Source organism: Streptomyces fumanus (assembly GCF_014655295.1).
GTDB lineage: Bacteria > Actinomycetota > Actinomycetes > Streptomycetales > Streptomycetaceae > Streptomyces > Streptomyces fumanus.
Genome location: NZ_BNBI01000006.1, coordinates 188947 through 213440 on the forward strand (window position 1 = coordinate 188947; position 24494 = coordinate 213440).

The 24494-nt window shown below is 74.5% G+C and carries 20 protein-coding genes; 16 read left to right on the forward strand and 4 right to left on the reverse strand.

The genetic code is table 11. The features are described 5' to 3' along the window. Positions 1–69: 69 nt before the first annotated feature. The 8 genes from IE316_RS15075 to IE316_RS15110 are packed head-to-tail and all read left to right on the forward strand — an operon-like array spanning position 70 to position 10308. Entirely contained in the window at positions 70–1008 is a 939-nt protein-coding gene (locus tag IE316_RS15075) for a TIGR03084 family metal-binding protein (RefSeq protein ID WP_229910401.1), read from the forward strand. After that, positions 1005–2675 (forward strand): acyclic terpene utilization AtuA family protein, encoded by a 1671-nt coding sequence (locus tag IE316_RS15080; protein WP_190204825.1) that lies wholly within the window; start codon positions 1005–1007, stop codon positions 2673–2675. Before IE316_RS15075 ends, IE316_RS15080 begins: the two co-directional genes overlap by 4 nt. Then, positions 2672–4270: an acyl-CoA carboxylase subunit beta gene (locus IE316_RS15085; RefSeq protein ID WP_190204826.1), complete on the forward strand. Its 1599-nt coding sequence runs from the start codon at positions 2672–2674 to the stop codon at positions 4268–4270. Before IE316_RS15080 ends, IE316_RS15085 begins: the two co-directional genes overlap by 4 nt. A gap of 8 nt (positions 4271–4278) precedes the next feature. Then, positions 4279–6120, forward strand: coding sequence for an acetyl/propionyl/methylcrotonyl-CoA carboxylase subunit alpha (locus IE316_RS15090; protein WP_190204827.1), 1842 nt, complete (start codon positions 4279–4281; stop codon positions 6118–6120). Positions 6121–6179: 59 nt separating this feature from the next. Then, positions 6180–7319, forward strand: coding sequence for an acyl-CoA dehydrogenase family protein (locus IE316_RS15095; RefSeq protein WP_190204828.1), 1140 nt, complete (start codon positions 6180–6182; stop codon positions 7317–7319). Between the two features lie 39 nt (positions 7320–7358). Further along, complete coding sequence (locus tag IE316_RS15100; RefSeq protein ID WP_190204829.1) at positions 7359–8927, forward strand: 4-coumarate--CoA ligase family protein; 1569 nt, start codon at positions 7359–7361, stop codon at positions 8925–8927. Then, entirely contained in the window at positions 8924–9661 is a 738-nt protein-coding gene (locus IE316_RS15105; protein WP_190204830.1) for an enoyl-CoA hydratase family protein, read from the forward strand. The genes IE316_RS15100 and IE316_RS15105 overlap by 4 nt, the downstream gene beginning before the upstream one ends. Then, the gene (locus IE316_RS15110; RefSeq protein ID WP_190204831.1) at positions 9649–10308 is read left to right on the forward strand and encodes a TetR/AcrR family transcriptional regulator; all 660 of its coding nucleotides are present in this window, start codon (positions 9649–9651) and stop codon (positions 10306–10308) included. Before IE316_RS15105 ends, IE316_RS15110 begins: the two co-directional genes overlap by 13 nt. A 21-nt stretch (positions 10309–10329) precedes the next feature. Here IE316_RS15110 and pdxH read toward each other — a convergent pair whose 3' ends face one another. Further along, positions 10330–10998, reverse strand: coding sequence for a pyridoxamine 5'-phosphate oxidase (gene pdxH, locus IE316_RS15115; protein WP_229910402.1), 669 nt, complete (start codon positions 10996–10998; stop codon positions 10330–10332). Between the two features lie 174 nt (positions 10999–11172). On the opposite strand from pdxH, the gene IE316_RS15120 reads away from it, so the two are divergent. Continuing rightward, the gene (locus IE316_RS15120) at positions 11173–12273 is read left to right on the forward strand and encodes a citrate synthase 2 (RefSeq protein ID WP_190205085.1); all 1101 of its coding nucleotides are present in this window, start codon (positions 11173–11175) and stop codon (positions 12271–12273) included. Between the two features lie 404 nt (positions 12274–12677). Next, on the forward strand, positions 12678–14093 hold the full coding sequence (locus IE316_RS15125; protein ID WP_190204832.1) for a PAS domain-containing protein: 1416 nt from the start codon (positions 12678–12680) through the stop codon (positions 14091–14093). 47 nt (positions 14094–14140) lie between these two features. Here IE316_RS15125 and IE316_RS15130 read toward each other — a convergent pair whose 3' ends face one another. Then, on the reverse strand, positions 14141–14896 hold the full coding sequence (locus IE316_RS15130; RefSeq protein WP_190204833.1) for an SIS domain-containing protein: 756 nt from the start codon (positions 14894–14896) through the stop codon (positions 14141–14143). A 217-nt stretch (positions 14897–15113) separates the two neighbouring features. Here IE316_RS15130 and IE316_RS15135 point away from each other — a divergent pair, with 217 nt between their 5' ends. Both IE316_RS15135 and IE316_RS15140 read left to right on the forward strand, forming a co-directional pair. Beyond that, a complete protein-coding gene (locus tag IE316_RS15135; protein ID WP_190204834.1) occupies positions 15114–15806 on the forward strand; it encodes an iron-dependent transcriptional repressor DtxR in 693 nt (230 codons plus the stop codon). Positions 15807–16487: 681 nt separating this feature from the next. After that, positions 16488–17369, forward strand: a complete 882-nt coding sequence (locus IE316_RS15140; RefSeq protein ID WP_190204835.1) for an alpha/beta fold hydrolase — start codon at positions 16488–16490, stop codon at positions 17367–17369. 84 nt (positions 17370–17453) lie between these two features. Here IE316_RS15140 and IE316_RS15145 read toward each other — a convergent pair whose 3' ends face one another. After that, entirely contained in the window at positions 17454–18107 is a 654-nt protein-coding gene (locus IE316_RS15145) for a bifunctional DNA primase/polymerase (RefSeq protein ID WP_190204836.1), read from the reverse strand. A 335-nt stretch (positions 18108–18442) separates the two neighbouring features. Here IE316_RS15145 and IE316_RS15150 point away from each other — a divergent pair, with 335 nt between their 5' ends. Further along, positions 18443–19828, forward strand: coding sequence for an NsdA family TPR-like regulatory protein (locus IE316_RS15150; RefSeq protein WP_190204837.1), 1386 nt, complete (start codon positions 18443–18445; stop codon positions 19826–19828). Positions 19829–19966: 138 nt separating this feature from the next. After that, positions 19967–21508 carry a hypothetical protein gene (locus tag IE316_RS15155; protein ID WP_190204838.1) on the forward strand — a complete coding sequence of 514 codons (1542 nt, stop codon included), beginning with the start codon at positions 19967–19969 and terminating at the stop codon, positions 21506–21508. Positions 21509–21524: 16 nt separating this feature from the next. Here IE316_RS15155 and IE316_RS15160 read toward each other — a convergent pair whose 3' ends face one another. Continuing rightward, a complete protein-coding gene (locus IE316_RS15160) occupies positions 21525–22832 on the reverse strand; it encodes an ABC transporter substrate-binding protein (protein WP_190204839.1) in 1308 nt (435 codons plus the stop codon). 171 nt (positions 22833–23003) lie between these two features. On the opposite strand from IE316_RS15160, the gene IE316_RS15165 reads away from it, so the two are divergent. Both IE316_RS15165 and purU read left to right on the forward strand, forming a co-directional pair. Continuing rightward, positions 23004–23450 (forward strand): SCO4402 family protein, encoded by a 447-nt coding sequence (locus IE316_RS15165; protein WP_229910414.1) that lies wholly within the window; start codon positions 23004–23006, stop codon positions 23448–23450. A gap of 47 nt (positions 23451–23497) precedes the next feature. Continuing rightward, entirely contained in the window at positions 23498–24379 is an 882-nt protein-coding gene (gene purU / locus IE316_RS15170; RefSeq protein ID WP_190204841.1) for a formyltetrahydrofolate deformylase, read from the forward strand. Positions 24380–24494 lie beyond the last annotated feature (115 nt).

The following is a 24494-nucleotide window of genomic DNA, read 5'->3' on the forward strand; positions in this document are numbered from 1 at the left end:
TCTCCGGTCGCTGCCATGCTCCTCGCACCGCACCACCCCGCACGCCGCCGTGCCCGAGGGGAGCGCCCCGTGTCCGATCCGACGCCCGTGATCGACGATCTGCGTGAGGAGAGCGAGGAACTCGACGCGCTGGTCGCCCGGCTGAGCCCCGAGCAGTGGGCGCTCGCCACCCCCGCCCCCGGGTGGACCGTCGCCCACCAGATCGCGCACCTGGCCTGGACCGACCGCTCGGCCCTGCTGGCCGTGACCGACGAGGACGGCTTCCGCGCCCTGGTGGAGAAGGCCCTCGCCGCGCCCGGCACCTTCGTCGACGAGGGCGCCGAGGCGGGCGCCGCGCTGCCGCCCGCCGATCTGCTGGCCGACTGGCGGCGGGGCCGTGCCGCGCTGGACTCGGCCCTGCGCCAGGCCCCGCCCGGCGCCCGCTTCCCCTGGTACGGGCCGCCCATGGGCGCCGCCTCCATGGCCACCGCCCGCCTGATGGAGACCTGGGCGCACGGCCTGGACGTGGCCGGCGCGCTCGGTGTGTCCCGGTCGGCCACCGACCGGCTCCGGCATGTGGCCCGGCTCGGGGTACGCACCCGGGACTACGCCTTCCTGAACCGGGGGATCACCCCGCCCGCCGAGGAGTTCCGCGTCGAACTCGTCTCGCCGAGCGGGGCGACCTGGGCGTACGGCCCCGAGGACGCGGCCCAGCGGGTGACCGGGCCCGCGCTCGACTTCTGCCTGCTCACCACCCAGCGCGCCCACCGCGCCGACCTGGCGCTGCGCGCCGAGGGCGCCGACGCGGACCGCTGGCTGGACATCGCCCAGGCGTTCGCGGGACCACCGGGACCGGGCCGCCCGCCCGGCGGCGCGGGTCCCGGCAGCGGCGGTGACGTGACCGGCGGCGCGGGCCCTGGCACCGACGCTGACGTGACCGGCGGCGCGGGCCCCGGCACCGACCCGGCCGCTGGCACCGCGTCCGGAAGCGACCGCGCGGGACGCGCCCCCGGCGGCGACGCCCGGTGACCCCCCTGCGCATCGGCAACGCCTCCGGCTTCTACGGCGACCGCTTCGACGCGCTGCGTGAGATGCTCACCGGCGGTCCGCTGGACGTGCTCACCGGTGACTACCTCGCCGAGCTGACCATGCTCATCCTCGGCCGCGACCGGCTGAAGGACCCCGGCGCCGGGTACGCCCGCACCTTCCTGCGGCAACTGGAGGAGTGCCTCGGCCTCGCCCACGACCGGGGCGTCAGGATCGTCACCAACGCCGGGGGGCTCAACCCCGCCGGGCTCGCCGACGCCGTGCGCGCCCTGGCCGAGCGGCTCGGCGTCCCGGTCCGGGTCGCGCACGTCGAGGGCGACGACCTCGGCGCCGCGCACCCCGGGACGCTCGCCGCCCACGCCTACCTCGGCGGCTTCGGGATCGCCGCGTGCCTGCGGGCCGGCGCGGACATCGTGGTCACCGGGCGGGTCACCGACGCCGCGCTGGTCACCGGGCCGGCCGCCGCGCACTTCGGCTGGGCGCCGACGGAGTACGACCGGCTCGCGGGCGCGGTGGTCGCCGGGCACGTCCTGGAGTGCGGGGCGCAGGCCACCGGCGGGAACTACGCCTTCTTCCGGGACGGCGACGTACGGCGGCCCGGCTTCCCGCTCGCCGAACTGCATGCCGACGGCACCTGCGTGATCACCAAGCACGAGGGGACCGGCGGCTTCGTGGACACCGGGACGGTGACGGCCCAACTGCTGTACGAGACCGGCGGCGCCCGCTACCCGGGGCCGGACGTCACCGCCCGGCTGGACACGGTGACGCTCACCCCGGACGGCCCCGACCGGGTCCGTGTCGCGGGCGTGCGCGGCGAGGCCCCGCCGCCCACCCTCAAGGTCGGCCTGAACCGGCTCGGCGGCTTCCGCAACGAGGTCGTCTTCGTGCTCACCGGGCTGGACATCGAGGCCAAGGCCGCGCTGGTGCGCGAGCAACTCGCCCCCGTGGCCGGCAAGGTCGCCGACGCCCGCTGGGAACTGGTCCGCACCGACCGGCCGGACGCCCCGACCGAGGAGACGGCCAGCGCCCTGCTCCGCCTGGTGGTGCGCGACCCCGACCAGCGGCTCGTCGGACGGGCGCTGAGCGGGGCGGCCGTCGAACTCGCCCTCGCCAGCTATCCCGGCTTCCATGTGCTCGCACCACCCGGACAGGGCGCCCCCTATGGGGTGTTCGAGGCTGTGTATGTCCCCCATGGCGCCGTCGACCATGTGGCCGTCCTCCACGACGGCACCCGGATCGGCGTACCGCCACCCCCACACACCGCCGCCCTCACCGACGTACCCGAACCCCCGCTCCCGTCGCCGCTGCCGTCCGGTCCCCGGCGCCGGGCGCCCCTCGGGCTGGTCGCCGGGGCGCGCAGCGGGGACAAGGGCGGTGACGCCAACGTCGGGGTGTGGGCCCGTACCGGGGACGCCTGGCGGTGGCTCGCGCACGAGCTGACCGTCGAACGGTTCCGGGAGCTGCTGCCCGAGACCCGCGACCTGCCCGTCACCCGGCACGTACTGCCCCGCCTGCGCGCCCTGAACTTCGTCGTCGGCTCACTCCTCGGCGAGGGCGTCGCCGCGCAGGCCCGTTTCGACCCGCAGGCCAAGGCGCTCGGCGAATGGCTGCGCGCCCGCCACCTGGACATACCGGAGGTACTCCTGTGACGGTCCTGTCCTCCGCCCTGGACCCGGCCGCCCCCGACCACCGGGCGAACCGCGCGGCGATGCTGGCCCGGCTCGCCGACTTGGACGCCGAACACGCCAAGGCCCTCGCGGGCGGCGGCGAGAAGTACGTACGGCGGCACCGCGAGCGCGGCAAGCTGCTCGCCCGGGAGCGCGTCGAACTGCTCCTCGACCCGGACACGCCGTTCCTGGAACTGTCGCCGCTGGCCGCCTGGGGGAGCGAGTACACCGTCGGCGCCTCCCTGGTCACCGGGATCGGCGTGGTCGAGGGCGTGGAGTGCCTGATCACCGCCAACGACCCGACCGTGCGCGGCGGCGCCAGCAATCCCTGGTCGCTGAAGAAGGCCCTGCGCGCCAACGACATCGCCCTCGCCAACCGCCTGCCCTGTATCAGCCTGGTCGAGTCGGGCGGCGCCGACCTGCCCTCCCAGAAGGAGATCTTCATCCCCGGCGGGGCGATCTTCCGCGACCTCACCCGGCTGTCGGCGGCCGGCATCCCCACCGTCGCCGTGGTCTTCGGCAACTCCACGGCCGGGGGCGCGTACGTCCCCGGCATGTCCGACCACGTCATCATGGTCAAGGAGCGGGCGAAGGTGTTCCTCGGCGGCCCGCCGCTGGTGAAGATGGCCACCGGCGAGGAGAGCGACGACGAGTCCCTCGGCGGCGCCGAGATGCACGCCCGCACCTCCGGCCTCGCCGACCACTTCGCGGTGGACGAACCGGACGCGCTGCGCCAGGCCCGCCGGGTCGTCGCCCGCCTCGACCACCGCAAGGCGTACCCCGATCCGGGCCCGGCCGAGCCGCCGAAGTACGACCCGGAGGACCTGCTCGGCATCGTCCCCGAGGACCTGCGGACGCCCTTCGACCCGCGCGAGGTGATCGCCCGGATCGTCGACGGATCCGACTTCGACGAGTTCAAGCCGCTGTACGGGACCAGCCTGACCACCGGCTGGGCACGCCTGCACGGCTATCCGCTGGGCATCCTCGCCAACGCCCAGGGCGTGCTGTTCTCCGCCGAGTCGCAGAAGGCCGCCCAGTTCATCCAGCTCGCCGACCAGCGCGACATCCCGCTGCTGTTCCTGCACAACACCACCGGCTACATGGTCGGCCAGGAGTACGAGCAGGGCGGCATCATCAAACACGGCGCCATGATGATCAACGCGGTCGCCAACTCCCGCGTCCCGCACCTCTCCGTCCTCCTCGGCGCCTCCTACGGCGCCGGCCACTACGGCATGTGCGGACGCGCCTACGACCCCCGCTTCCTCTTCGCCTGGCCCAGCGCCAAGTCCGCCGTCATGGGCCCGCAGCAGCTCGCCGGGGTGCTGTCCATCGTCGCCCGCCAGTCGGCGGCGGCCAAGGGACAGCCGTACGACGACGAGGCGGACGCCGCGCTGCGCGCCATGGTGGAGCAGCAGATCGAGTCCGAGTCCCTGCCGATGTTCCTGTCCGGGCGGCTGTACGACGACGGGGTCGTCGACCCGCGCGACACCCGGACCGTCCTCGGCCTGTGCCTGTCCGCGATCCACACCGCCCCCTACCAGGGCGCGCGGGGTGGCTTCGGCGTCTTCCGGATGTGAGGAGTCCTGTGATCACTTCCGTGCTGGTGGCGAACCGGGGCGAGATCGCCTGCCGGGTCTTCCGCACCTGCCGCGCGTCCGGGATCCGGACGGTCGCGGTCTACTCGGACGCCGACGAGAACGCCCTGCACACGCGCGTGGCCGACGCGGCGGTACGGCTGCCGGGGACGGCGTCCGCCGACACGTATCTGCGCGGCGACCTGATCGTGAAGGCCGCCGTCGCCGCCGGCGCCGACGCGGTGCACCCCGGGTACGGCTTCCTGTCGGAGAACGCCGGCTTCGCGCGGGCCGTCCTCGACGCCGGGCTGACCTGGATCGGGCCGCCGCCGGAGGCCATCGAGGCGATGGCGTCCAAGACCCGGGCCAAGGAACTGATGGGCGTCGCGCCCCTGCGTACCGTCACCGAGGCCGATCTGCCGGTGCTGGTGAAGGCGGCGGCGGGCGGCGGCGGACGCGGTATGCGCATCGTCCGGGACCTCGCTGGCCTCGACGCGGCGCTGACGGCCGCCCGCGCGGAGGCGGCGAGCGCCTTCGGGGACGGCGAGGTGTTCGTCGAGCCGTACGCCGAGCACGGGCGGCACGTGGAGGTGCAGGTCCTCGCGGACGCGCACGGCACGGTGTGGACGCTCGGCACCCGCGACTGCTCCCTCCAGCGCCGCCACCAGAAGGTGATCGAGGAGGCCCCCGCCCCCGGCCTCGGCCCCGAACTGGAGGAGGACCTGCGCGCCCAGGCGGTCCGCGCCGCCCGCGCCGTCGACTACGTGGGCGCCGGGACCGTCGAGTTCCTGGTCGCCGGCGGCCGGGCGCACTTCCTGGAGATGAACACCCGCCTTCAGGTCGAACACCCGGTCACCGAGGCCGTGTTCGGCATCGACCTGGTCGCCCTCCAGATCCGGGTCGCCGAGGGCCACGCCCTGGACGGACGACCGCCACGCGCGCGTGGCCACGCCGTCGAGGCCCGCCTCTACGCCGAGGACCCGGCGCACGACTGGGCCCCGCGCACCGGCCGCCTGCACCGCCTCGCCGTGCCCGACGGCATCCGCCTGGACACCGGGTACACGGACGGCGACGACATCGGCGTCCACTACGACCCGCTGATCGCCAAGGCGGTCGCCCACGCGCCCACCCGCGCGGAGGCCCTGCGCGCCCTCGCCGGGGCGCTGGAGCGGGCCGCGATCCACGGCCCGGTCACCAACCGCGACCTGCTCGTCCGCTCCCTGCGCCACCCCGAGTTCACGTCCGCCCGCATGGACACCGCCTTCTACGACCGCCACCTCGCCGCCCTCACCGCCCCCGCGCCCGACCCCCTCGCCCCGCTGGCCGCCGCCCTGGCCGACGCCGCCGGCCGCTCCCGCTTCGGCGCCTGGCGCAACGTACCGTCGCAGCCGCAGGTCAAGCGGTACGTCATGGCGGGCGAGGAACACGAGGTCCGCTACCGGCAGGGCCGCTCGGGCCCGGAGGCGGACGGCGTCCGCGTCCTGCGCACCGACCCGCACCTGGTCGTCCTCGAAACGGACGGCGTACGGCGCCGCTACGAGGTCGCCCGCTACGGCGACGAGATCCACGTCGGCACCACCCGACTCACCGCCCTCCCCCGCTTCCCCGACCCGACGACCCAGTCGCCCCCCGGCTCCCTCCTCGCCCCCATGCCCGGCACGGTCGTCCGCGTGGCGGAGAACCTGACCGAGGGGACCCCGGTGGAGGCGGGCCAGCCCCTGATCTGGCTGGAGGCCATGAAGATGGAACACCGCATCACGGCCCCGACGACGGGAGTCCTGACGTCCCTGCACGTGGAGCCGGGCCAACAGGTCACGGTCTCTGCCCTATTGGCGGTAGTGCAACCCACCTAAAGGGGCGCGGGGAACTGCGCGAGCAACCACACACAACCCGCACCCGAAGGAGCCACCCCATGCCCCTCGCCCTCGACCCCGAAGAACACCAAACCCTCCGCGACGCCGTCGCCGCCCTAGGCACCCGCCACGGCCGCCACCCCGACACCACCGCCCTGTGGTCCGAGGCCGGCAAACTCGGCTACCTCGGCGTCAACCTCCCCGAAGCCTACGGAGGAGGCGGCGGCGGCATCACCGAACTCTCCATCGTCCTCGAAGAGCTGGGCGCGGCCGGCTGCCCCCTGCTGATGCTCATCGTCTCCCCGGCGATCTGCGGCACGGTGATCGCCCGCTTCGGCACCGACGCCCAGAAGCAGCGCTGGCTCCCCGGCCTCGCCGACGGCACCCGGCTGATGGCGTTCGGGATCACCGAGCCCGACGCCGGTTCCAACAGCCACCGCATCACCACCACCGCCCGCCGCGACCCGGACACCGGCGGCTGGATCCTCACCGGCCGCAAGGTGTTCATCAGCGGCGTCGACCTGGCCGACGCCACCCTGATCGTCGGCCGCACCGAGGACGCCCGCACCGGCCGGCTCAAGCCCTGCCTGTTCATCGTCCCCCGGGACACCCCCGGCTTCCAGCGCCGCCGCATCGACATGGAACTGCGGGCCGCGGAGAAGCAGTTCGAGCTGACCCTGGACGACGTCCGGCTCCCGGCCGACGCGCTGGTGGGTGACGAGGACGCGGGTCTGCTCCAGCTCTTCGCCGGCCTCAACCCCGAGCGGATCATGACCGCCGCCTTCGCGATCGGCATGGGCCGCTACGCCCTGGCCAGGGCGGTCGGCTACGCCCGTGAACGCACCGTGTGGCAGACGCCCATCGGCGCCCACCAGGCCATCGCCCACCCGCTCGCCCAGGCGCACATCGACCTGGAACTGGCCCGCCTGATGATGCGCAAGGCGGCCCACCTGTACGACGCGGGGGACGACGCGGGCGCGGGGGAGGCCGCCAACATGGCCAAGTACGCGGCCGGGGAGGCGTGTGTGAAGGCCGTCGACCAGGCCGTGCACACCCTCGGCGGCAACGGCCTGACCCGCGAGTTCGGGCTGGCCTCGCTGATCACCGCCGCGCGGGTGTCCCGGATCGCCCCGGTGAGCCGGGAGATGATCCTCAACTACGTCTCCCACCAGACCCTGGGCCTGCCCAAGTCGTACTAGCCCGGCCGCCCTTCCTGCCGCGGCCGTACCGGAGGAACCATGTTCCACAGCGAGTACGCGGACGTCCCACCCGTCGACCTCCCCATCCACGAGGCCGTCCTCGGCCGCGCCGCCGAGTTCGGGGACGCGCCCGCGCTGATCGACGGCACCGACGGCACCACCCTCACGTACGAGCAGGTGGACCGGTTCCACCGGCGCGTCGCCGCCGCCCTCGCGGCGGCCGGGGTGCGCAAGGGCGATGTCCTCGCCCTGCACAGCCCCAACACGGTCGCCTTCCCGCTGGCCTTCTACGCCGCCACCCGCGCGGGCGCCTCGGTGACCACGGCGCATCCGGCGGCCACGGCACAGGAGTTGGCGGGGCAGCTCGCGGACTCGGCGGCCCGCTGGATCGTGACCGTGTCGCCGCTGCTGGAGACCGCGCGGCGGGCCGCCGACCGCGCGGGCGGCGTACGGGAGATCTTCGTCTGCGACAGCGCGCCCGGCCACCGCTCCCTGATCGACATGCTGGCCTCCACCGCGCCCGAGCCGTCCGTCGCCATCGACCCCGCCACGGACGTGGCCGCCCTGCCGTACTCCTCCGGGACCACCGGGACGCCCAAGGGCGTGATGCTCACCCACCGGCAGATCGCCACCAACCTGGCCCAGCTCCACCCGGCCATGCCGGCCCACCCCGGTGACCGAGTCCTGGCGGTTTTACCGTTTTTCCACATCTATGGGCTCACCGCGCTCATGAACGCCCCGCTGCGGCAGGGCGCCACCGTGGTGGTGCTGCCCCGGTTCGACCTGGAGCGGTTCCTCGCCGCGATCCAGCGGCACCGCATCACCGACCTGTACGTCGCCCCGCCGATCGTCCTCGCCCTGGCCAAGCACCCGCTGGTCGCCGAGTACGACCTGTCCTCGGTGCGGCGGATCGTCAGCGCCGCCGCGCCGCTGGACGCGCGGCTCGCCGCCGCCTGCTCCCGGAAGCTGGGGCTGCCGCCGGTCGGCCAGGCGTACGGCATGACCGAACTCTCGCCGGGCACCCACGTCGTCCCCCGGGACGCGATGGCCACCGCGCCGCCCGGTACCGTCGGCAAGCTGATCGCCGGCACCGAGATGCGGATCGTCGCCCTGGACGACCCCGGCCGGGACCTGGGCACCGGCGAGTCCGGCGAGATCCTGATCCGGGGCCCGCAGGTGATGAAGGGCTATCTGAACCGCCCCGACGCCACCGCCGCGATGATCGACGCCGACGGCTGGCTGCACACCGGGGACGTCGGCCATGTCGACGCGGACGGCTGGCTGTTCATCGTCGACCGGGTGAAGGAACTCATCAAGTACAAGGGCTTCCAGGTGGCCCCCGCCGAACTGGAGGCCCTGCTGCTCACCCACCCCGGCATCGCCGACGCCGCCGTGATCGGCGTCTACGACGAGGACGGCACCGAGGTCCCCAAGGCGTACGTCGTCCGCCGGCCCACCGCCCCGGACCTCTCCGAGGGCGAGGTCATGATGTACGTCGCCGAGCGCGTCGCCCCGTACAAACGCGTCCGGCGGGTGGCGTTCGTCGGCGAGGTGCCCAGGGCCGCGTCCGGCAAGATCCTGCGCCGCCGGCTCCGGGAGGGCGCGTGAGCCCGCTCGTCGCCCGCACGCGCGCGCGTGCCGTCGCCACCCTCACCCTGGACTCCCCGGGCAACCGCAACGCCCTCTCCGCCGCCCTGGTGGCCGAACTGGCCGGTGCCCTCGCGGCAGCCGGGGCGGACGACGGCGTCCGCGCGGTCGTCCTCACCCACACCGGCACCGTCTTCAGTGCCGGCGCCGACCTGCGCGACCCGCCGGACCCGGACGCGCTGGTCGCCCTGCTGCGGCAGCTCGTCGCCCTGCCCAAACCGGTCGTCGCCCGGGTCACCGGCCATGTCCGCGCGGGCGGCCTCGGCCTCCTCGCCGCCTGCGACATCGCCGCCGGGGCCACCACCTCCAGCTACGCCTTCACCGAGGTCCGCATCGGCGTGGCCCCCGCCGTGATCTCCCTGCCGCTGCTGCCCCGCGCCGACCCGCGCGCCCTGGCCCGGTACTGCCTCACCGGGGAGCGCTTCGACGCCGCCGAGGCCGCCCGTATCGGGCTGCTCACCGCGGCGGGCGAGGACGTGGACGCCGTCCTCGCGCCCGTCCTGGCGGGGCTGCGCCGGGCCGCGCCCCGGGCCCTGGCGGAGACCAAGCGGCTGCTCACGGCTAAGGTGCTGTCGGCCTTCGACCGGGACGCGGCCGCCCTGACCGCGCTCACGGCCGAGCTGTTCGCCTCCCCGCAGGCCCGCGAGGGGATGACGGCCTTCCTCGAACGACGGGACCCGGAATGGGCGGTGTGAGCACGACCGACCGCGCCGAACACGAGCGCGCCGAACCCGAGCGCGCCGAGCGCGTCCCCAAGCAGGACCGCAGCCGCGCCACCCGGCAGAAGCTGCTGGCCGCCGCCGTGGCCTGCCTGGCCGAGCACGGCTGGGCGGGCTCCACGGTCGCCGTCGTCGCGATGCGCGCCGGGGTCTCCCGGGGCGCCGCCCAGCACCACTTCCCGACCCGCGAGGACCTGTTCACCGCCGCCGTCGAGTACGTCGCCGAGGAGCGCTCCCGCGCCCTGCGCGCCCTCTTCCCCGAGGGCGCCGCCGACCGCCGCGCGGTGGTCGCCGCCCTCGTCGACCTCTACACCGGGCCCCTCTTCCGCGCCGCCCTGCACCTGTGGGTGGCCGCCTCCAACGAGGAGCAGCTCCGCGGCCGGGTCACCGAGCTGGAGGCCCGCGTCGGCCGGGAGACCCACCGCATCGCCGTGGAGCTGCTCGGCGCCGACGAGTCCCGGCCCGGCGTCCGCGAGAGCGTGCAGGGCCTGCTCGACATGGCCCGCGGCCTGGGCCTGGCCAACCTCCTCACCGACGACGCCCCGCGCCGCGAGCGGGTGGTCGCCCAGTGGGCGGAGCTGCTGGCCGCGGTCCTGGACGCCGGACCGGGGGACAGGGACTGAGCCGGTCAGGGACCGAGCCGGTCAGGGGCTGAGCCGCTCCACCCGCCAGGCGCCGTCGGCCTCGGCGACGTACCGCAGCCGGTCGTGCAGCCGGTTCTCCCGGCCCTGCCAGAACTCCACCGTGCGCGGGGTCACCCGGAACCCGCCCCAGTGCGGCGGCACCGGCACCTGCTCGCCCTCCGGATAGCGGGCCGCCAGCCCGGCGTAGGCGGCGTCGAGGTCGGCGCGGGAGCCCACCACCGACGACTGGGTGCTGGCCCACGCCCCGAGCTGCGAGCCGTGCGGCCGGGTACGGAAGTACGCCGCCGTCTCGTCCCGCCCGGTGCGGGCCGCCGTGCCCGTGACGATCACCTGGCGGGCCATCGGGTGCCAGGGGAACAGCAGCGACACGTGCGCGTTGGCGGCGAGGTCGCGGGCCTTGCGGGAGCCGTAGTTGGTGTAGAAGACGAAGCCCCGCTCGTCGAAGTGCTTCAGCAGCACCGTACGGGAGCTGGGCCGGCCCTCGGCGTCGGCGGTCGAGACGACCATGGCGTTCGGCTCGAAGAGGCCGCCGTCCGTCGCCGCCTGCTTGAACCAGCGGGCGAACTGCTCCACGGGGGTGGCGGCCAGGTCGGACTCGGAAAGCCCCTCCGCCCGGTACTGCTTGCGCATCGAGGCGAGATCGAAGGGGACGGCGTCTGCGTCGGTCACGCGGTCATCTTGCCGTATCGGGCACGCGCGTACGGTGTCCCGCGTCACGTGATGGCACCCAGTGCCGCGACCCCTCCCCGGCGGTGGCACTCGGGGATATCGTGCCGCCTACGGGGCAGCCCCGAAGGGCCGCGAGGGGCGACGCCCATGACCACGACCACGAGGAGCCGCCTGATGTCCGACTTCGTACCCGGGCTCGAAGGAGTCGTCGCGTTCGAGACGGAGATCGCCGAACCCGACAAGGAGGGCGGCGCGCTGCGCTACCGCGGCGTCGACATCGAGGACCTGGTCGGGCACGTCTCCTTCGGCAACGTCTGGGGGCTGCTGGTCGACGGCGCCTTCAACCCGGGCCTGCCGCCCGCCGAGCCGTTCCCGATCCCGGTGCACTCCGGGGACATCCGGGTCGATGTGCAGTCCGCGCTCGCCATGCTGGCGCCGGTCTGGGGCCTCAAGCCGCTGCTGGACATCGACGCCGAGCAGGCCCGCGACGACCTCGCCCGCGCCGCCGTGATGGCCCTGTCCTACGTCGCCCAGTCCGCCCGCGGCCAGGGACTGCCCATGGTCCCGCAGCGCGAGATCGACAAGGCCGGGTCGGTCGTCGAACGCTTCATGATCCGCTGGCGCGGTGAGCCCGACCCCAAGCACGTCAAGGCCGTCGACGCCTACTGGACCTCCGCCGCCGAGCACGGCATGAACGCCTCCACGTTCACCGCCCGGGTCATCGCCTCCACCGGCGCCGACGTGGCCGCCGCGCTCTCCGGGGCGGTCGGCGCCATGTCCGGCCCGCTGCACGGCGGCGCCCCCTCCCGCGTCCTCGGCATGATCGAGGAGATCGAGCGCACCGGCGACGCCGAGGCGTACGTCAAGAAGGCCCTGGACCGGGGCGAGCGGCTGATGGGCTTCGGGCACCGCGTCTACCGCGCGGAGGACCCCCGCGCCCGCGTGCTGCGCCGCACCGCCCGCGAACTGGGCGCCCCCCGCTTCGAGATCGCCGAGGCCCTGGAGAAGGCGGCCCTGGCGGAGCTGCACGCCCGCCGGCCCGACCGGGTGCTGGCCACCAACGTGGAGTTCTGGGCGGCCATCGTCCTGGACTTCGCCGAGGTCCCGGCCCACATGTTCACGTCCATGTTCACCTGCGCCCGTACCGCGGGCTGGTCCGCGCACATCCTGGAGCAGAAGCGCACCGGCCGCCTGGTGCGGCCCTCGGCCCGCTACACCGGCCCGTCCGCCCGCGACCCGCGCGAGATCCCCGGCTACGGCTCCATCGGCGGCTGACCGGTCCCGTACACGCAGACGACCCGCGAGTCAGGTCCCTCCCCCGGAGGGGAGAAGCCGGCCGGACGTACCGGCGACTCGCGGGTCGGGTGACTGCGTGGGATTGGCCGGCTGCGTGCATCGCGCACACGCTGGTCCGGCACCGCACTCGATGTGGTGACGGGCCGCTAGCCCGCAGCCACCTCTTCCGTCCGGTATCCATACATCTGCCGAACCACCTCCTTCCCGAAGTACCCGCAACCTTAGGAAGCTCCGCGCGCCCGATCAACCGGATTTCCGGCGTACAACGATTTCCGCGAACTTCCGGGAACCCCATGTGTGCTGGGTCACGTTCGAGTTGAATGAAGGCAGGTGTGGGAACGGACGTTGCCGTAACGGCGGACGCGGTGTGCAGGGGGGTTCAGATGAGTGCTTCCCGGCGTAGTGGGGCCACCGACGAACTGGGACCGGACGAGCCGGGCCACCCCGAGCGGGAGGACGCGGACCTGCTGGCCGCGCTGCTCGACGGGATGGACGCGGCGCTGTGCGCCTTCGACGCGGACGGCGTGGTCACGCACTGGAACCGCGAGGCGGAGCGCATCCTCGGCTGGACGGCGGCCGAGGCCGTGGGCCGGCAGGGCTTCGCCGGGTGGGCCGTGCGCGAGGCCGACGCCGAGGAGATCGAGGGCCGGCTGATGGCCGCGATGCGGGCGGCCGGCCGGCAGGTGCACGAGTTCGCGCTGCTGACCAAGGACGGCGGCCGGGTGCTGGTGCGCACCCAGTCCGCGGCCGTCCGCGGCCCCGACGGCGAACCGGCGGGCCTGTACTGCGCGTTCAGCGAGGTGCACGCGCAGATCGACCTGGAGCGGTCGATCGCGCTGAGCGAGGCCCTGTTCGAGGACGCGGGCTGGGGCGTGGTCCTGGTCGACGCCGACCTGCGCCCGGCCGTCGTCAACACGCACGCCGCGCGGGCGCTGGGCACCGGCCGTACGTCCGTACTGGGCCGGCCGCTCGGGGAACTGCTCTCGCAGGGCGTGGAGGAGCTGGAGAGCGCCCTCACCCACGTCCTCGCGGAGGGCGCCCCGCCCGCGCCCGCCGAGATCTGGGTGACCGTGCGCACCGAGGACGGCGAGCGGCGCCGCTGCTGGAGCAGCGGATTCCTGCGGCTGGCCTCCCCGCTGGCGGAGGAGCCGGTGCCGCTCGGTGTCGGCTGGCTGTTCCAGGACGTCACCGAGGCCAAGCAGACCGAGCAGGAGGCGTCGCTGCTGCGCTTCCGCAGCAACCAGTTGCACCGCGCGGCCCGGGCCGCCGCCGAGTGCGAGGACCCGGCGGAGGCGGCCACCGTCCACCTGGATTTCGCGCTGGCCGGGTTCGCCGACCACGCGCTGATCGACCGGGTGGCGGGCGGCCCGCTCGCCGACGGCGAGGGCACGGAGCCGGTCCGGCTGGTCCGGGTCGCGGCCACGCCGTCCGGGGCGCCGGGGCCCAGCCTGCCGCCGGGCACGGCCGGGCTGCCGGTCCGGTACGGCGAGGGGCACCCCGCGGTGCAGTGCGCCGAGCGCGCCGGGTCGGTGCGGGCCAGCGCCGGGGCGATGGCGCCCGAGCGGGCCCGGGCCTGGGCGGCGGCGCGGCTGTGGCCCGAGGACACCGTGCACGCGCTGTGCGCGGTGCTGCGCAGCCGGGGCCGCACGCTCGGCGTCGTGACCTTCCTGCGCGGGTCCGGCCGCAGCTCCTTCGAACGGGCCGACGCGATGTACGCGGAGGACGTGGCGGTCCGGATCGCGACCGCCCTGGACCTGGCGGGGACGCTGGCGGCCGGGGCAGCGGCCGAGGGGTCCTAGCCGTCGTCCGGATCATGCCGCGGACGCGGGGCCCGGCACGACAGGCCCTAGTGCCGGTAGAAGATCCGGTCCCGGTACCGCTCCAGGACCCGGCCGTTCCACTCGTGGCCGCCGTCCACGTTGCCGGAGCGCAGCAGCGGCGGCTCGATGCCGCGGTCGGCGAGGGCGGCGGCGGTGGTGGCCATCACCGCCTGGAGCAGGGCGGTGGTGACCACCGTGGACGCGGGGGCGAACGGCGCGGGCACGGTGTCCAGGGTGAGTTCCGCGTCCCCGACCGCGATCTTGGAGTCCAGGACGACATCGCAGTGGTCCTTCAGGAACGTCCCCGAGGTGTGCCGCGACCGGGTCTCCTCCGCGTACGCCACCGAGGTCACGCCGATGACCTTCACGCCGAGGGCGCGGGCGTTGAGCGCCATCTCCACCGGCAGCGCGTTGCGCCCGGACAGGGAGACGATCACCAGGGCGTCGCCCGCGCGCAGCGGTGAGGAGTCCAGCACGGCGCCCGCGAGCCCGTCGACCCGCTCCAGGGCCGAGCCCAGCGTGGCCGGCATGACGTCGACGCCGACCACACCGGGCACCACCAGCAGGTTCATCAGGGCCAGCCCGCCCGCCCGGTAGACCACGTCCTGGGCGGCCAGCGAGGAGTGACCGGCCCCGAAGGCGAACAGCCGGCCGCCCTCCTCCACGGTGTCGGCGAGCAGCGTCCCGGCCGCCTCGACACTGCCGGCCTCCTCCTCGCGGACCCGGTGCAGCAGGTCGATCGCCGCGTCGAGGAACTGGCCGGCCGGCTTGCGGTCGCTCATGCGGTGCCCCTTCGGATGTGGCGGTGTCGCGCCTCACGGTGCGGTCTGGACCAGCGCGGTGTCAACACGGCGTACGGGCCTCCCGCGAGGGGCCGCGGGGCCCGCCCGGGGGCGTGGTTCTCCCGGCACGGCACGGTTGTCAGCGCTATGCGTCAGAATTGGTGACAGGGCCAGCGCACGCGCCGGAGAGGCTCCGGCAGACTCACAAGGGGCACGGATGTCCGGACTGATCGACACCACGGAGATGTACCTCCGCACCATCCTGGAGCTGGAGGAGGAAGGTGTGGTCCCGATGCGCGCCCGGATCGCCGAGCGGCTCGACCAGAGCGGCCCGACGGTCAGCCAGACGGTGGCGCGGATGGAGCGTGACGGCCTGGTGTCCGTCGCCAGCGACCGGCATCTGGAGCTGACCGAGGACGGCCGGAAGCTGGCCACGCGCGTGATGCGCAAGCACCGGCTCGCCGAGTGTCTCCTGGTCGACGTGATCGGCCTGGAGTGGGAGCAGGTGCACGCCGAGGCGTGCCGCTGGGAGCACGTGATGAGCGAGGCCGTGGAGCGCCGCGTCCTGGAGCTGCTGCGCCACCCCACCGAGTCGCCGTACGGCAACCCGATCCCGGGCCTGGAGGAGCTGGGCGAGAAGGACGGCGCCGATCCGTTCCTGGACGAGGGCATGGTCTCCCTCGCCGACCTCGACCCGGGCCTGGAGGGCAAGACCGTCGTGGTGCGCCGGATCGGCGAGCCCATCCAGACCGACGCCCAGCTCATGTACACGCTGCGCCGGGCGGGTGTGCAGCCCGGCTCGGTGGTGAGCGTGACCGAGTCCCCGGGCGGGGTGCTGGTGGGCAGCGGCGGCGAGGCGGCCGAGCTGGAGTCGGACGTCGCCTCGCACGTCTTCGTCGCCAAGCGCTGACCCCGGCCCGGCGGCGCACCCCGGCCGCGTCCCCGGGCCACGGAACGCGACACGCGATACGCGAGCGGCAGAGGCGCCGCCGCACCGGTTCACCGGCCACCGGACCCCGCCCCACCGGCCACCGGACGCCGATCGTCGGACTCCGGCCACCGACCGCCCGATGATCCGCCGAATCCGAAAATCTGTCGGTCGAATCGCAGCGCCCGCCGGTTTCCCGTGCCAGGCTGGCGCACGAGGCATATGACGCGCGGCGCCGGTCGCCCCACGGCGAGGCCGCCCCGCGGGAGAGGGGGGGAGGATGTGCCGCCAAGACGGAGAGTGCCCCGGCACCATGCGGCGCCGGGGCCTGTCCTCCCCTGTGCTGACCCGGAGCCCCGAGCTCTCAGGGTCATTCCCTCGGACCGGCTTTCCCCGAGCGGTCCGCCCCCCGCTGGAGATCTCCCCTCGGCGGCGCCGGTCAATCCCCGCCGGCTGTCACTCGAATGAGGGTTGTTGTCCGACAGACCGACGAATTCGAATGTGCTTTCGATAGTCTGCGGCGGTCGGACGGCCGCGGACACTGACTCCACACCGGACAGCACACACGGCAGGCACGGCAGGCAGAGCAGGTGTTCACACGGGGACCGGCCGGCACCAGCGGGAACGGGCGGTCCGAGCGGAGCTTGGGGGGTGCCACAACCTATGACGCGGCGCATCGACGTGACCGGCGCGGGCGGCGTACGCCTCGCGGCCTGGGAGTTCGGCGACCCTCCCAAGACCGATCCGGCCTCCGGGACGGCCGCCGGGGACGCCTCCGCCCCGGGGGTGCTCTTACTGCACGGCCTGATGGGCCGCGCCTCCCACTGGGCGGCCACCGCCCGCTGGCTCTCCGAGCGGCACCGGGCGATCGCCTTGGACCAGCGCGGCCACGGCCGCAGCGAGAAGCCCCCGAAGGCGTCCTTCACCCGCGAGTCCTACGTCGAGGACGCCGAGGCCGCCCTGGACCAGCTCGGCCTCGCCCCGGCCGTGCTGATCGGCCACGCGATGGGCGCGCTGACCGCCTGGCAGCTCGCCGCCAAACGCCCCGACCTGGTGCGCGGCCTGGTCATCTGCGACATGCGGGCCTCCGCGCTGGGCGCCGCCTCGCAGCGCGAGTGGACGGAGTGGTTCCGGGCCTGGCCGGTGCCGTTCGCCACCCTCGCCGACGTGCGCAAGTGGTTCGGCGAGGACGACCCCTGGGTGGAGCGCCCCAACCCGGCCCGCGGCGAGTTCTACGCCGAGGTGATGGCCGAGTCCCCGGACGGCTGGCGGCCCGTCTTCGACCCCGAGCAGATGCTCAGCTCCCGCGAGACCTGGGTGTACGACGCCCACTGGGAGGAACTGGCCCAGGTCCAGTGCCCCACGCTGGTCGTCCGCGGTCTGGACGGGCAACTGGGCCGCGCGGAGGCCCAGGAGATGGTCCGGGTGCTGCCCCGCGGCCAGTATGCGGAGGTCGCCGACGCCGGCCACCTCGTCCACTACGACCAGCCGGAGGCGTGGCGGGCGGCCGTCGAGCCGTTCCTGGACAGCCTCCGCGACACCTGAGCGGGCCGCACCGGCCGGCCCCGCCCCGTACCCGGCGCCCGCAGGGACGCGGCGACCATCGCGGGCGCGCGCCGGTGCGCGGCGCTACCGGTCCCGCCCGCACGCGTAGGCGAGCGCCGGGATCAGCTCCGCCGCGTCCGGCAGCCACCGGTTCGCCGCCGTGGGCCGGCGGACCCACTGCACCGCCCCCCACGACCCGAACCGGGTCGGCGGCGCCACCACGTACGCCCCCTCCCCGAGGACGGTCAGGTCCAGCGCCGGCGGCGGCCACCCCAGCCCGCGCAGCAGCTCGGGCACCTTCGCGCCCGCCCCCGTCAGGACGAAGAACCGCATCCGCCGGTCCGGCGCCAGCGTCACCGGCCCCGGCGTCGCCCCCCTGCGCTCCAGCCGGGCCAGCGCCAGGAACCCGGCCGTCTCCGGCACCTCGATCGCGTCGAACGCACGCCCCGTCGGCAGCAGCACCGACGCCCCGGGCCGCTGCTGCCACAGCCTCCGGGCGACGGTCGCGCTGCCGGTCGCCCGGGCCGGCCAGTCGGCGTGCGCCGGGTGCGCGCCGGGGGCGGCGCACGCCGGGTCGCCGCAGGAACAGCGCTGCGCCCCGCCGACGGCTTCCAGCCAGGTGCCGGGTAACACGTCCCAGTGGCGTTCCTCGGCGCAGCGGACGGCGGCCTCCAGCAGCGATGCGCCGCGCTGCCGGGGAATGTGTGCGGCTTCGGTTGCCGGGATGGTCTCTTCCACGTGGGGCTCAACTCCCGTGCCCGGCCCGGGTTACGGCCCCCTCGGACGCGCGGGAGGAGCACCGAATCCCCAGGCGGGGCGCATGGTTGCAAGTCAGGGGGCGCGCGGGAGGATCCACGGCCGGGGCTGGGTAACCACGGGTGGGGCACGGCAACCGCCGTACCCGGCAATCCTCGCAAGTCTCGCATTGTCGGCACCTCGTCGGGGCATCGATCTTCACAGCCGGAAACGACCGGCGGGCCGCCCGGTCGGACCGCCGGGGGGTTCCCGGCCGCGGAAGACATGTCCACTCGGTGCACGGGCAGGCACCCGAGCCAGGAAGCAGGGGGTACGCCATGGCCGCAAGGCCCCTCGTCGCGCGGCAGCCGAACGAACGGTTGCAGGCGCTCATCCAGGAAGCGGGCTGCTCCAACGCGGGCCTCGCCCGCCGGGTCAACATGTGCGGCGCCGAGCACGGTCTCGACCTGCGGTACGACAAGACGTCCGTGGCCCGCTGGCTGCGCGGACAGCAGCCGCGGGGCCGGGCCCCGGCGATCATCGCCGAGGCGCTGGGCCGCAAACTCGGCCGTACGGTCACGATCGACGAGATCGGCATGGCCAACGGCAAGAACCTCGCCTCGGGCGTCGGCCTGCAGTTCTCCCCGACGGTGCTCGGCGCCATCGAGCAGGTCTGCGAGCTGTGGCGCAGCGACGTGGGCCGGCGGGACTTCCTGTCCGGTTCGACCGTGGCCGCCTCCGCGCTGGTCGAGCCCAGCCGGGACTGGCTGATCTCCGCGCCGGACGCGCAGGTCTCCCGCTCGGCCGGACCCCGGGTGGGCCCGTCCGACGTGGCGGCCGTCAAGGCGATGACGCAGGCCCTGGTCGACCTCGACCACCAGTACGGCAGCGGGCATGTGCGCCCGGTCGTCGTGCACTACCTCAACAGCGTCGTCTCCGGGCTGCTGGCCGGCTCCTACCGGGAGGCGGTGGGCCGCGAACTGTTCGCCGCCGTCGCCCGGTTGACCGAGCTGGCCGGGTACATGGCCGTGGACACCGGCCAGCCGGGGCTGGCGCAGCGGTACTACATCCAGGCGCTGCGGCTCGCCCAGGCGGCCGGGGACCGCGGGTACGGCGGGTACGTGCTGGCCGCGTCCATGAGCCACCTGGCCGCCCAGTTGGGCAACCCCCGGGAGATCGCGCAGTTGGCGCGGGCGGCGCAGGAGGGCGCACGCGGGCGCGTCACCCCGCGCGCGGAGGCGATGTTCCATGCCGCCGAGGCGCGCGGCCACGCGCTGCTCGGGGACGCGCGGACGGCCCAGGCGGCGGCCGGGCGGGCCGTGGCCGCGATGGAGTCGGCCGACGCCTCTTCCGGGGACGACCCGGTGTGGATCGGGCACTTCGACGAGGCGTACCTCGCCGACGAACTGGCGCACTGCCACCGCGACCTGGGGCAGGCGGACGCGGCGGCGCGGTACGCGGAGGAGTCCCTGGCCGGGCACCCCGAGAGCCGGACGCGGCGGCGGGCCATCGGCTATGTGCTGCTGGCCACCGCGCAGGTGCAGCGGCGCGAGATCGAGGAGGCGTGCAGTACCGGGCTGAAGGCCGTGGAACTCCTGGACACCCTGCGCTCCAACCGGGGCGCCGAGTACCTGGAGGACTTCCAGCAGCGTCTGGAGCCGTTCCGGGAGGAGCCGGTAGTGCGGGAGTTCGGGGCGCGGCTCGAACTGCGGGCCGCCGCCTGAACGGGCGCTGGGCCGCCCGGTCTTGTTACCGCGGTCACAGGGAGGAAGGTCGCGTCCCGTGCGGCGTGGCAGCGGGCTCGGGGAACCCGGTAGCGTGAGCCGACGATTGACGAAGGTCCCCCATTCGTAGGAGTCCCGGTGACGCAGAGTGGACAGGGCGAGGAGCCCTCGCGGCGCCCCGCGCGCGAAGGCATCGTGCTGCCCTCGGACGGTGGCGAGCCGCTGCTGCCGGGCTCGGTGGGTGAGCCCGTCCCGCCGCCGCACCGGCCGGTGCCGCCCGCCACCCCGGCCGGCGGCCAGGCGTGGGACCGGCCGTGGGGCCCCGAGGACCAGCGGGGCGCCTCCGGCTGGGACGCCCCCGCGCCGGACGCCTGGCCCGCGCGCGGCCCCGGCCCGCTGCCCCCCGAGGGCGCCGGGACGCACGGCGGCCCGCAGGGGTACGGCACCCCGCCGCAGACGTACGGGCAGCCCGCGTACCCCCAGCCCCCGGCCGACGAGGGCGCGACCCAGTTCCTGCCGCCCGTCGCGGAGGGCTCGGCCCCCTACCAGCAGCCCCCGGCCGCGTACGAGGGCGCCACGCAGTACCTGCCGCCGGTGCCCGCCGCCCCGGCCGACGAGGGCGCCACCCAGTACATCCCGCCCGTCCCCGCCCCCGACGAAGGGGCGACGCAGTACATACCGCCCGTGGCCCCCGGGGCGCTGCCGCCCGAGCAGGGCTCCGAGGACACGCGGTACCTGGGCCGGGCCCGGTCCGCCGGTCCGGCGCGGCCCGGGCCGATGCCGCCGCCCGCCACCGGTCCCGACGCCCAGGCCACGCAGTACATCCCGCCGGTCCCGCCGGCCGCCGGGGAGGCCGACCGGCAGCCGCCGGCCGAGTTCGACAACCTCTTCCGCGGCGCCCCGGCCGCCGAGGGGGGCTCCACCCAGCAGATGCCCGTGGTGGCGGAACCGCCCGCCCCCCGGCCCGGCTACGCGCCGCAGGGACCGGGCGGCGGCGGTGGTGGCCGGCGGCGCGCCGGGCACGACGGCGGCGGCCGGGGCGGCGGCCGGACCGGCTCCCGTATCCCGCTGCTGGCCGCGGTCGGCATCGGCATCGTCGTGGTCGGCGTCGGCGCGGGCGCGCTGATGGCCGGCGGGGGCGAGGAGGAGGACGGCGGCAACCGGACGGTGTCCGCCACCGCCCCCGCGACCGACGCGTCGGCCTCCGCGTCGCCGACCGCGGACCCGGCCCGGCAGCAGGCCGTCGAACTGGACAAGCTGCTGGCCGACAGCGGCAGCAGCCGTGCCGCGGTGATCAACGCGGTGGCCGACGTGAAGTCCTGCGACAACCTCGCGCAGGCGGCCGAGGACCTGCGCGACGCCGCCGGGCAGCGCACCCAACTGGTCACCCGGCTCTCGCAGTTGTCCGTGGACCAGCTTCCGAACCACGCCGAGCTGACCACGGCCCTGACCAAGGCGTGGCAGGCGTCGGCGTCGGCCGACAACCACTACGCGGCCTGGGCCGACCAGGTGGCCGGCAAGAAGGGCTGCCACAAGGGGCAGGCCCGCACCACCGGCGAGGTGCAGGCCGCCACCCGGGCGAGCGGCACCGCCAGCAGCGAGAAGGCCAAGGCGGCGTCGCTGTGGAACCCGATCGCGAAGAAGTACGGCCTGACCGAGCGCCAGCCCGTCCAGCTCTGAGCCGGCCCGGCAGACCCTAGGACACCGGGACGCCCCGCAGCGTCCCGGCGGTGTCCAGGAACCCCTTCCTGGCCGACACCAGCTTGCCGTCCCGGATCACCTGGAGGGTCACGTCGGTGTTGACCAGGCGGGGCAGGCCGACCGAGGCCAGCTTGTCCTGGAAGGACCAGCGCAGGGGCGGGGTGAGCCCGCCGGTGGAGACCTTCAGACCGTCGTCCAGGGCCCGGGTGACGGCGTCGGCGCTCACCTCCCCGTCGTCGAGCGACTCGACGATCTCCTTGAGGACGGTGTACGCGATCCAGGTGGTCTGCACCCCGGCGTCGGCGGTGTCGATGCGGTTGTCGCCGAACGCCTTCTCCTGCACGACCTTCTTCATCGGCTCCCACAGCCGGTCGGTCGCCACCGGGTACCAACTGGTGACGTAGGAGCCCTCGTACGGGCTGGACGCCCCGCCGGTGGCGTTGACCGTGGTCTGGTCGACGCTGCCGAGGACGGTCGCGGTCCGCACCGCCGGGTGGCCCTCGCGGGCGCGCCGGAAGGAGTCCATGAAGGTGCCGGTGCGGTCGCCGAGGACGGGCACCACACAGCCCGCCCGCGCCGGGTCCGCGGTCGCCGCGTCCAGCGCCCGGTCGGCGTGCCCGCCGTACTCGGTGGCGTCCTCCGGGGCCCGCTGGTCCCCGGACGGGGCGTGGCCGCCCTCCTTCAGCCCGGCGTCCAGCAGCGTGGGCAACTGGTCGCCCGCGATGGTGTCGGGCCGGACCAGGGTGACCGGCCCGCAGTGCTCGGCCAGGGCGCTGCCCAGCCCGGCCAGCAGCGCGGGCTGCCCGCCGTTGACCGGGTAGGACAGCGGGCTGGTGAACTCCTTGGTGGTGATGCCGTACCCGCCGATGTACGGGATGCCGGCGCCCTCCAGCACGGGGAAGAAGGAGTCGGCGTGCTGGCTGTAGGAGCCGACCACCGCGACCGCGTTCTCCTTCACGGCACGGCGGGCGCAGCGCGCGGCGGCGATCCCGTCGTTGTGGTCGTTGCAGGTCAGGACCTTGAGCCGGTGTCCGCCGAGGCCGCCGCGCTCATTGATCCAGCGGGCGTAGGCCAGCGCGAAGGCGGGCATGCCGGGCTTGTTGGTGGCGCTGGTGTCCTCGGGTGCCCAGGTCATCACGGTGATCGTGTCGTCCCCGGAGCCCCCCGTGACCCCGGGGACGACCCCGCAGCCCGCGGCGAGCGAGGCGCACGCGGTCAGCGCCGCCGCGGTCAGGGCGCGTTTTCCGGCGGTCCGCGCGAAGCCGGGGAGGAGGGTGCTGCTGGTGCGTCGCCTGCCGGTCATGGGTCCGCACGATTCCGTCACAGGACCAACCTGAGAGTGACCCCCGGACAACACCGGGTGACGCGGCGGTGAAATACGGGGGCCGGTGGGGCGGGCCCGCGGCGGAACGTACGATCGGTGACCGTGCAAGGTTCGGAGAACTCTTCCCGTCGCGGCCGCCGCTCCTCCACCATGGGCGGCATGCCACTGAACGACATGCCGTGGTGGCGCTGGCGCACCAACGTGCGATCGGCGCTGCACATGCTCTCCGATCCCGCGTTCCAGCGGGACGTCTGGCTGGCCGGCGTGGACGGCTACGGCGACGTCACCGACGCGGTGTACCGGCTGGTCGAGGACACCTGGCTGGACCACTGGTCGGCCGAGAAGTACGTCGGCACCATCTTCCGGGACTCCCAGGAGGCGGCGCTCGTCGACACCGCCGTGCTGCGCGTCCTGCGGATCATGCACCAGGTGGGCCCGGACGCGCCGGTCACCGCGTACATGGAGCACGCGGCCTGGCCGGAGGCGGTACGGGCGGCCCGGGACGCGCACGTCCGGCTGGCCACCAGCGACGGCGAGGACCCGGACACCGCGCCGCGCAGCCTGGAGGTGCTGAGCATCCTCACGCGGTCCGCGTAACGGGACGGGCCGCCGCGCGGGGGCCCGGATATGGGACCCTGTGCTGCATGAACGAGCAGTCCAGCCCCGCCGCCGCCCCGGCCGACCAGTACGTCCTGACCCTGTCCTGCCCGGACAAGCAGGGCATCGTGCACGCCGTGTCCAGCTACCTGTTCATGACCGGCTGCAACATCGTGGACAGCCAGCAGTTCGGCGACCAGGACACCGGACTGTTCTTCATGCGGGTCCACTTCTCGGCCGAGGCGCCGGTGACCGTGGACAAGCTGCGGGCCAGCTTCGCCGCGATCGGTGACTCCTTCCACATGGACTGGCAGATCCACCGGGCCGACGAGAAGATGCGGGTCGTGCTGATGGTCAGCAAGTTCGGGCACTGCCTGAACGACCTGCTGTTCCGGGCCCGGATCGGGGCGCTGCCGGTGGAGATCGCCGCGGTGGTGTCCAATCACACCGACTTCGCCGAGCTGGTGGGGTCCTACGACATCCCCTTCCACCACATTCCGGTGACGAAGGACACGAAGGCGGAGGCCGAGGCGGAACTGCTGGAGATCGTCCGCGAGGCGGAGGTCGAACTGGTGGTGCTCGCCCGGTACATGCAGGTCCTCTCCGACGACCTGTGCAAGCGGCTCAGCGGCCGGATCATCAACATCCACCACTCGTTCCTGCCGAGCTTCAAGGGCGCGAAGCCGTACCACCAGGCGCACGCGCGGGGCGTGAAGCTGATCGGTGCGACGGCGCACTATGTGACGGCCGACCTGGACGAGGGGCCGATCATCGAGCAGGAGGTCGAGCGCGTCGGCCACGACGTGACGCCGGACCAGCTCGTGGCGATCGGCCGGGACGTGGAGTGCCAGGCGCTGGCGCGGGCGGTGAAGTGGCACGCGGAGCGGAGGATTCTGCTCAACGGGCGGCGGACGGTGGTGTTCGCCTAGCGGTCCGCCCCCGGGCGCGGGCTGGTCGCGCCTCTGGAGAGACGTCCACCGCGCGCACCTCGAGGGGCGCGGGGAACTGCGCGACCAGCCACGGACCACCCGCACCCGACCATCC

Coding starts and splice junctions, on each gene's coding strand:
- IE316_RS15095 (WP_190204828.1), top strand. CDS start 6,180: ATGCCCCTCGCCCTCGACCCCGAAGAACACCAAACCCTCCGCGACGCC.
- IE316_RS15100 (WP_190204829.1), top strand. CDS start 7,359: ATGTTCCACAGCGAGTACGCGGACGTCCCACCCGTCGACCTCCCCATC.
- IE316_RS15110 (WP_190204831.1), top strand. CDS start 9,649: ATGGGCGGTGTGAGCACGACCGACCGCGCCGAACACGAGCGCGCCGAA.
- IE316_RS15120 (WP_190205085.1), top strand. CDS start 11,173: ATGTCCGACTTCGTACCCGGGCTCGAAGGAGTCGTCGCGTTCGAGACG.
- IE316_RS15125 (WP_190204832.1), top strand. CDS start 12,678: ATGAGTGCTTCCCGGCGTAGTGGGGCCACCGACGAACTGGGACCGGAC.
- IE316_RS15130 (WP_190204833.1), bottom strand. CDS start 14,896: ATGAGCGACCGCAAGCCGGCCGGCCAGTTCCTCGACGCGGCGATCGAC.
- IE316_RS15135 (WP_190204834.1), top strand. CDS start 15,114: ATGTCCGGACTGATCGACACCACGGAGATGTACCTCCGCACCATCCTG.
- IE316_RS15140 (WP_190204835.1), top strand. CDS start 16,488: ATGACGCGGCGCATCGACGTGACCGGCGCGGGCGGCGTACGCCTCGCG.
- IE316_RS15150 (WP_190204837.1), top strand. CDS start 18,443: ATGGCCGCAAGGCCCCTCGTCGCGCGGCAGCCGAACGAACGGTTGCAG.
- IE316_RS15160 (WP_190204839.1), bottom strand. CDS start 22,832: ATGACCGGCAGGCGACGCACCAGCAGCACCCTCCTCCCCGGCTTCGCG.
- IE316_RS15165 (WP_229910414.1), top strand. CDS start 23,004: ATGGGCGGCATGCCACTGAACGACATGCCGTGGTGGCGCTGGCGCACC.
- purU (WP_190204841.1), top strand. CDS start 23,498: ATGAACGAGCAGTCCAGCCCCGCCGCCGCCCCGGCCGACCAGTACGTC.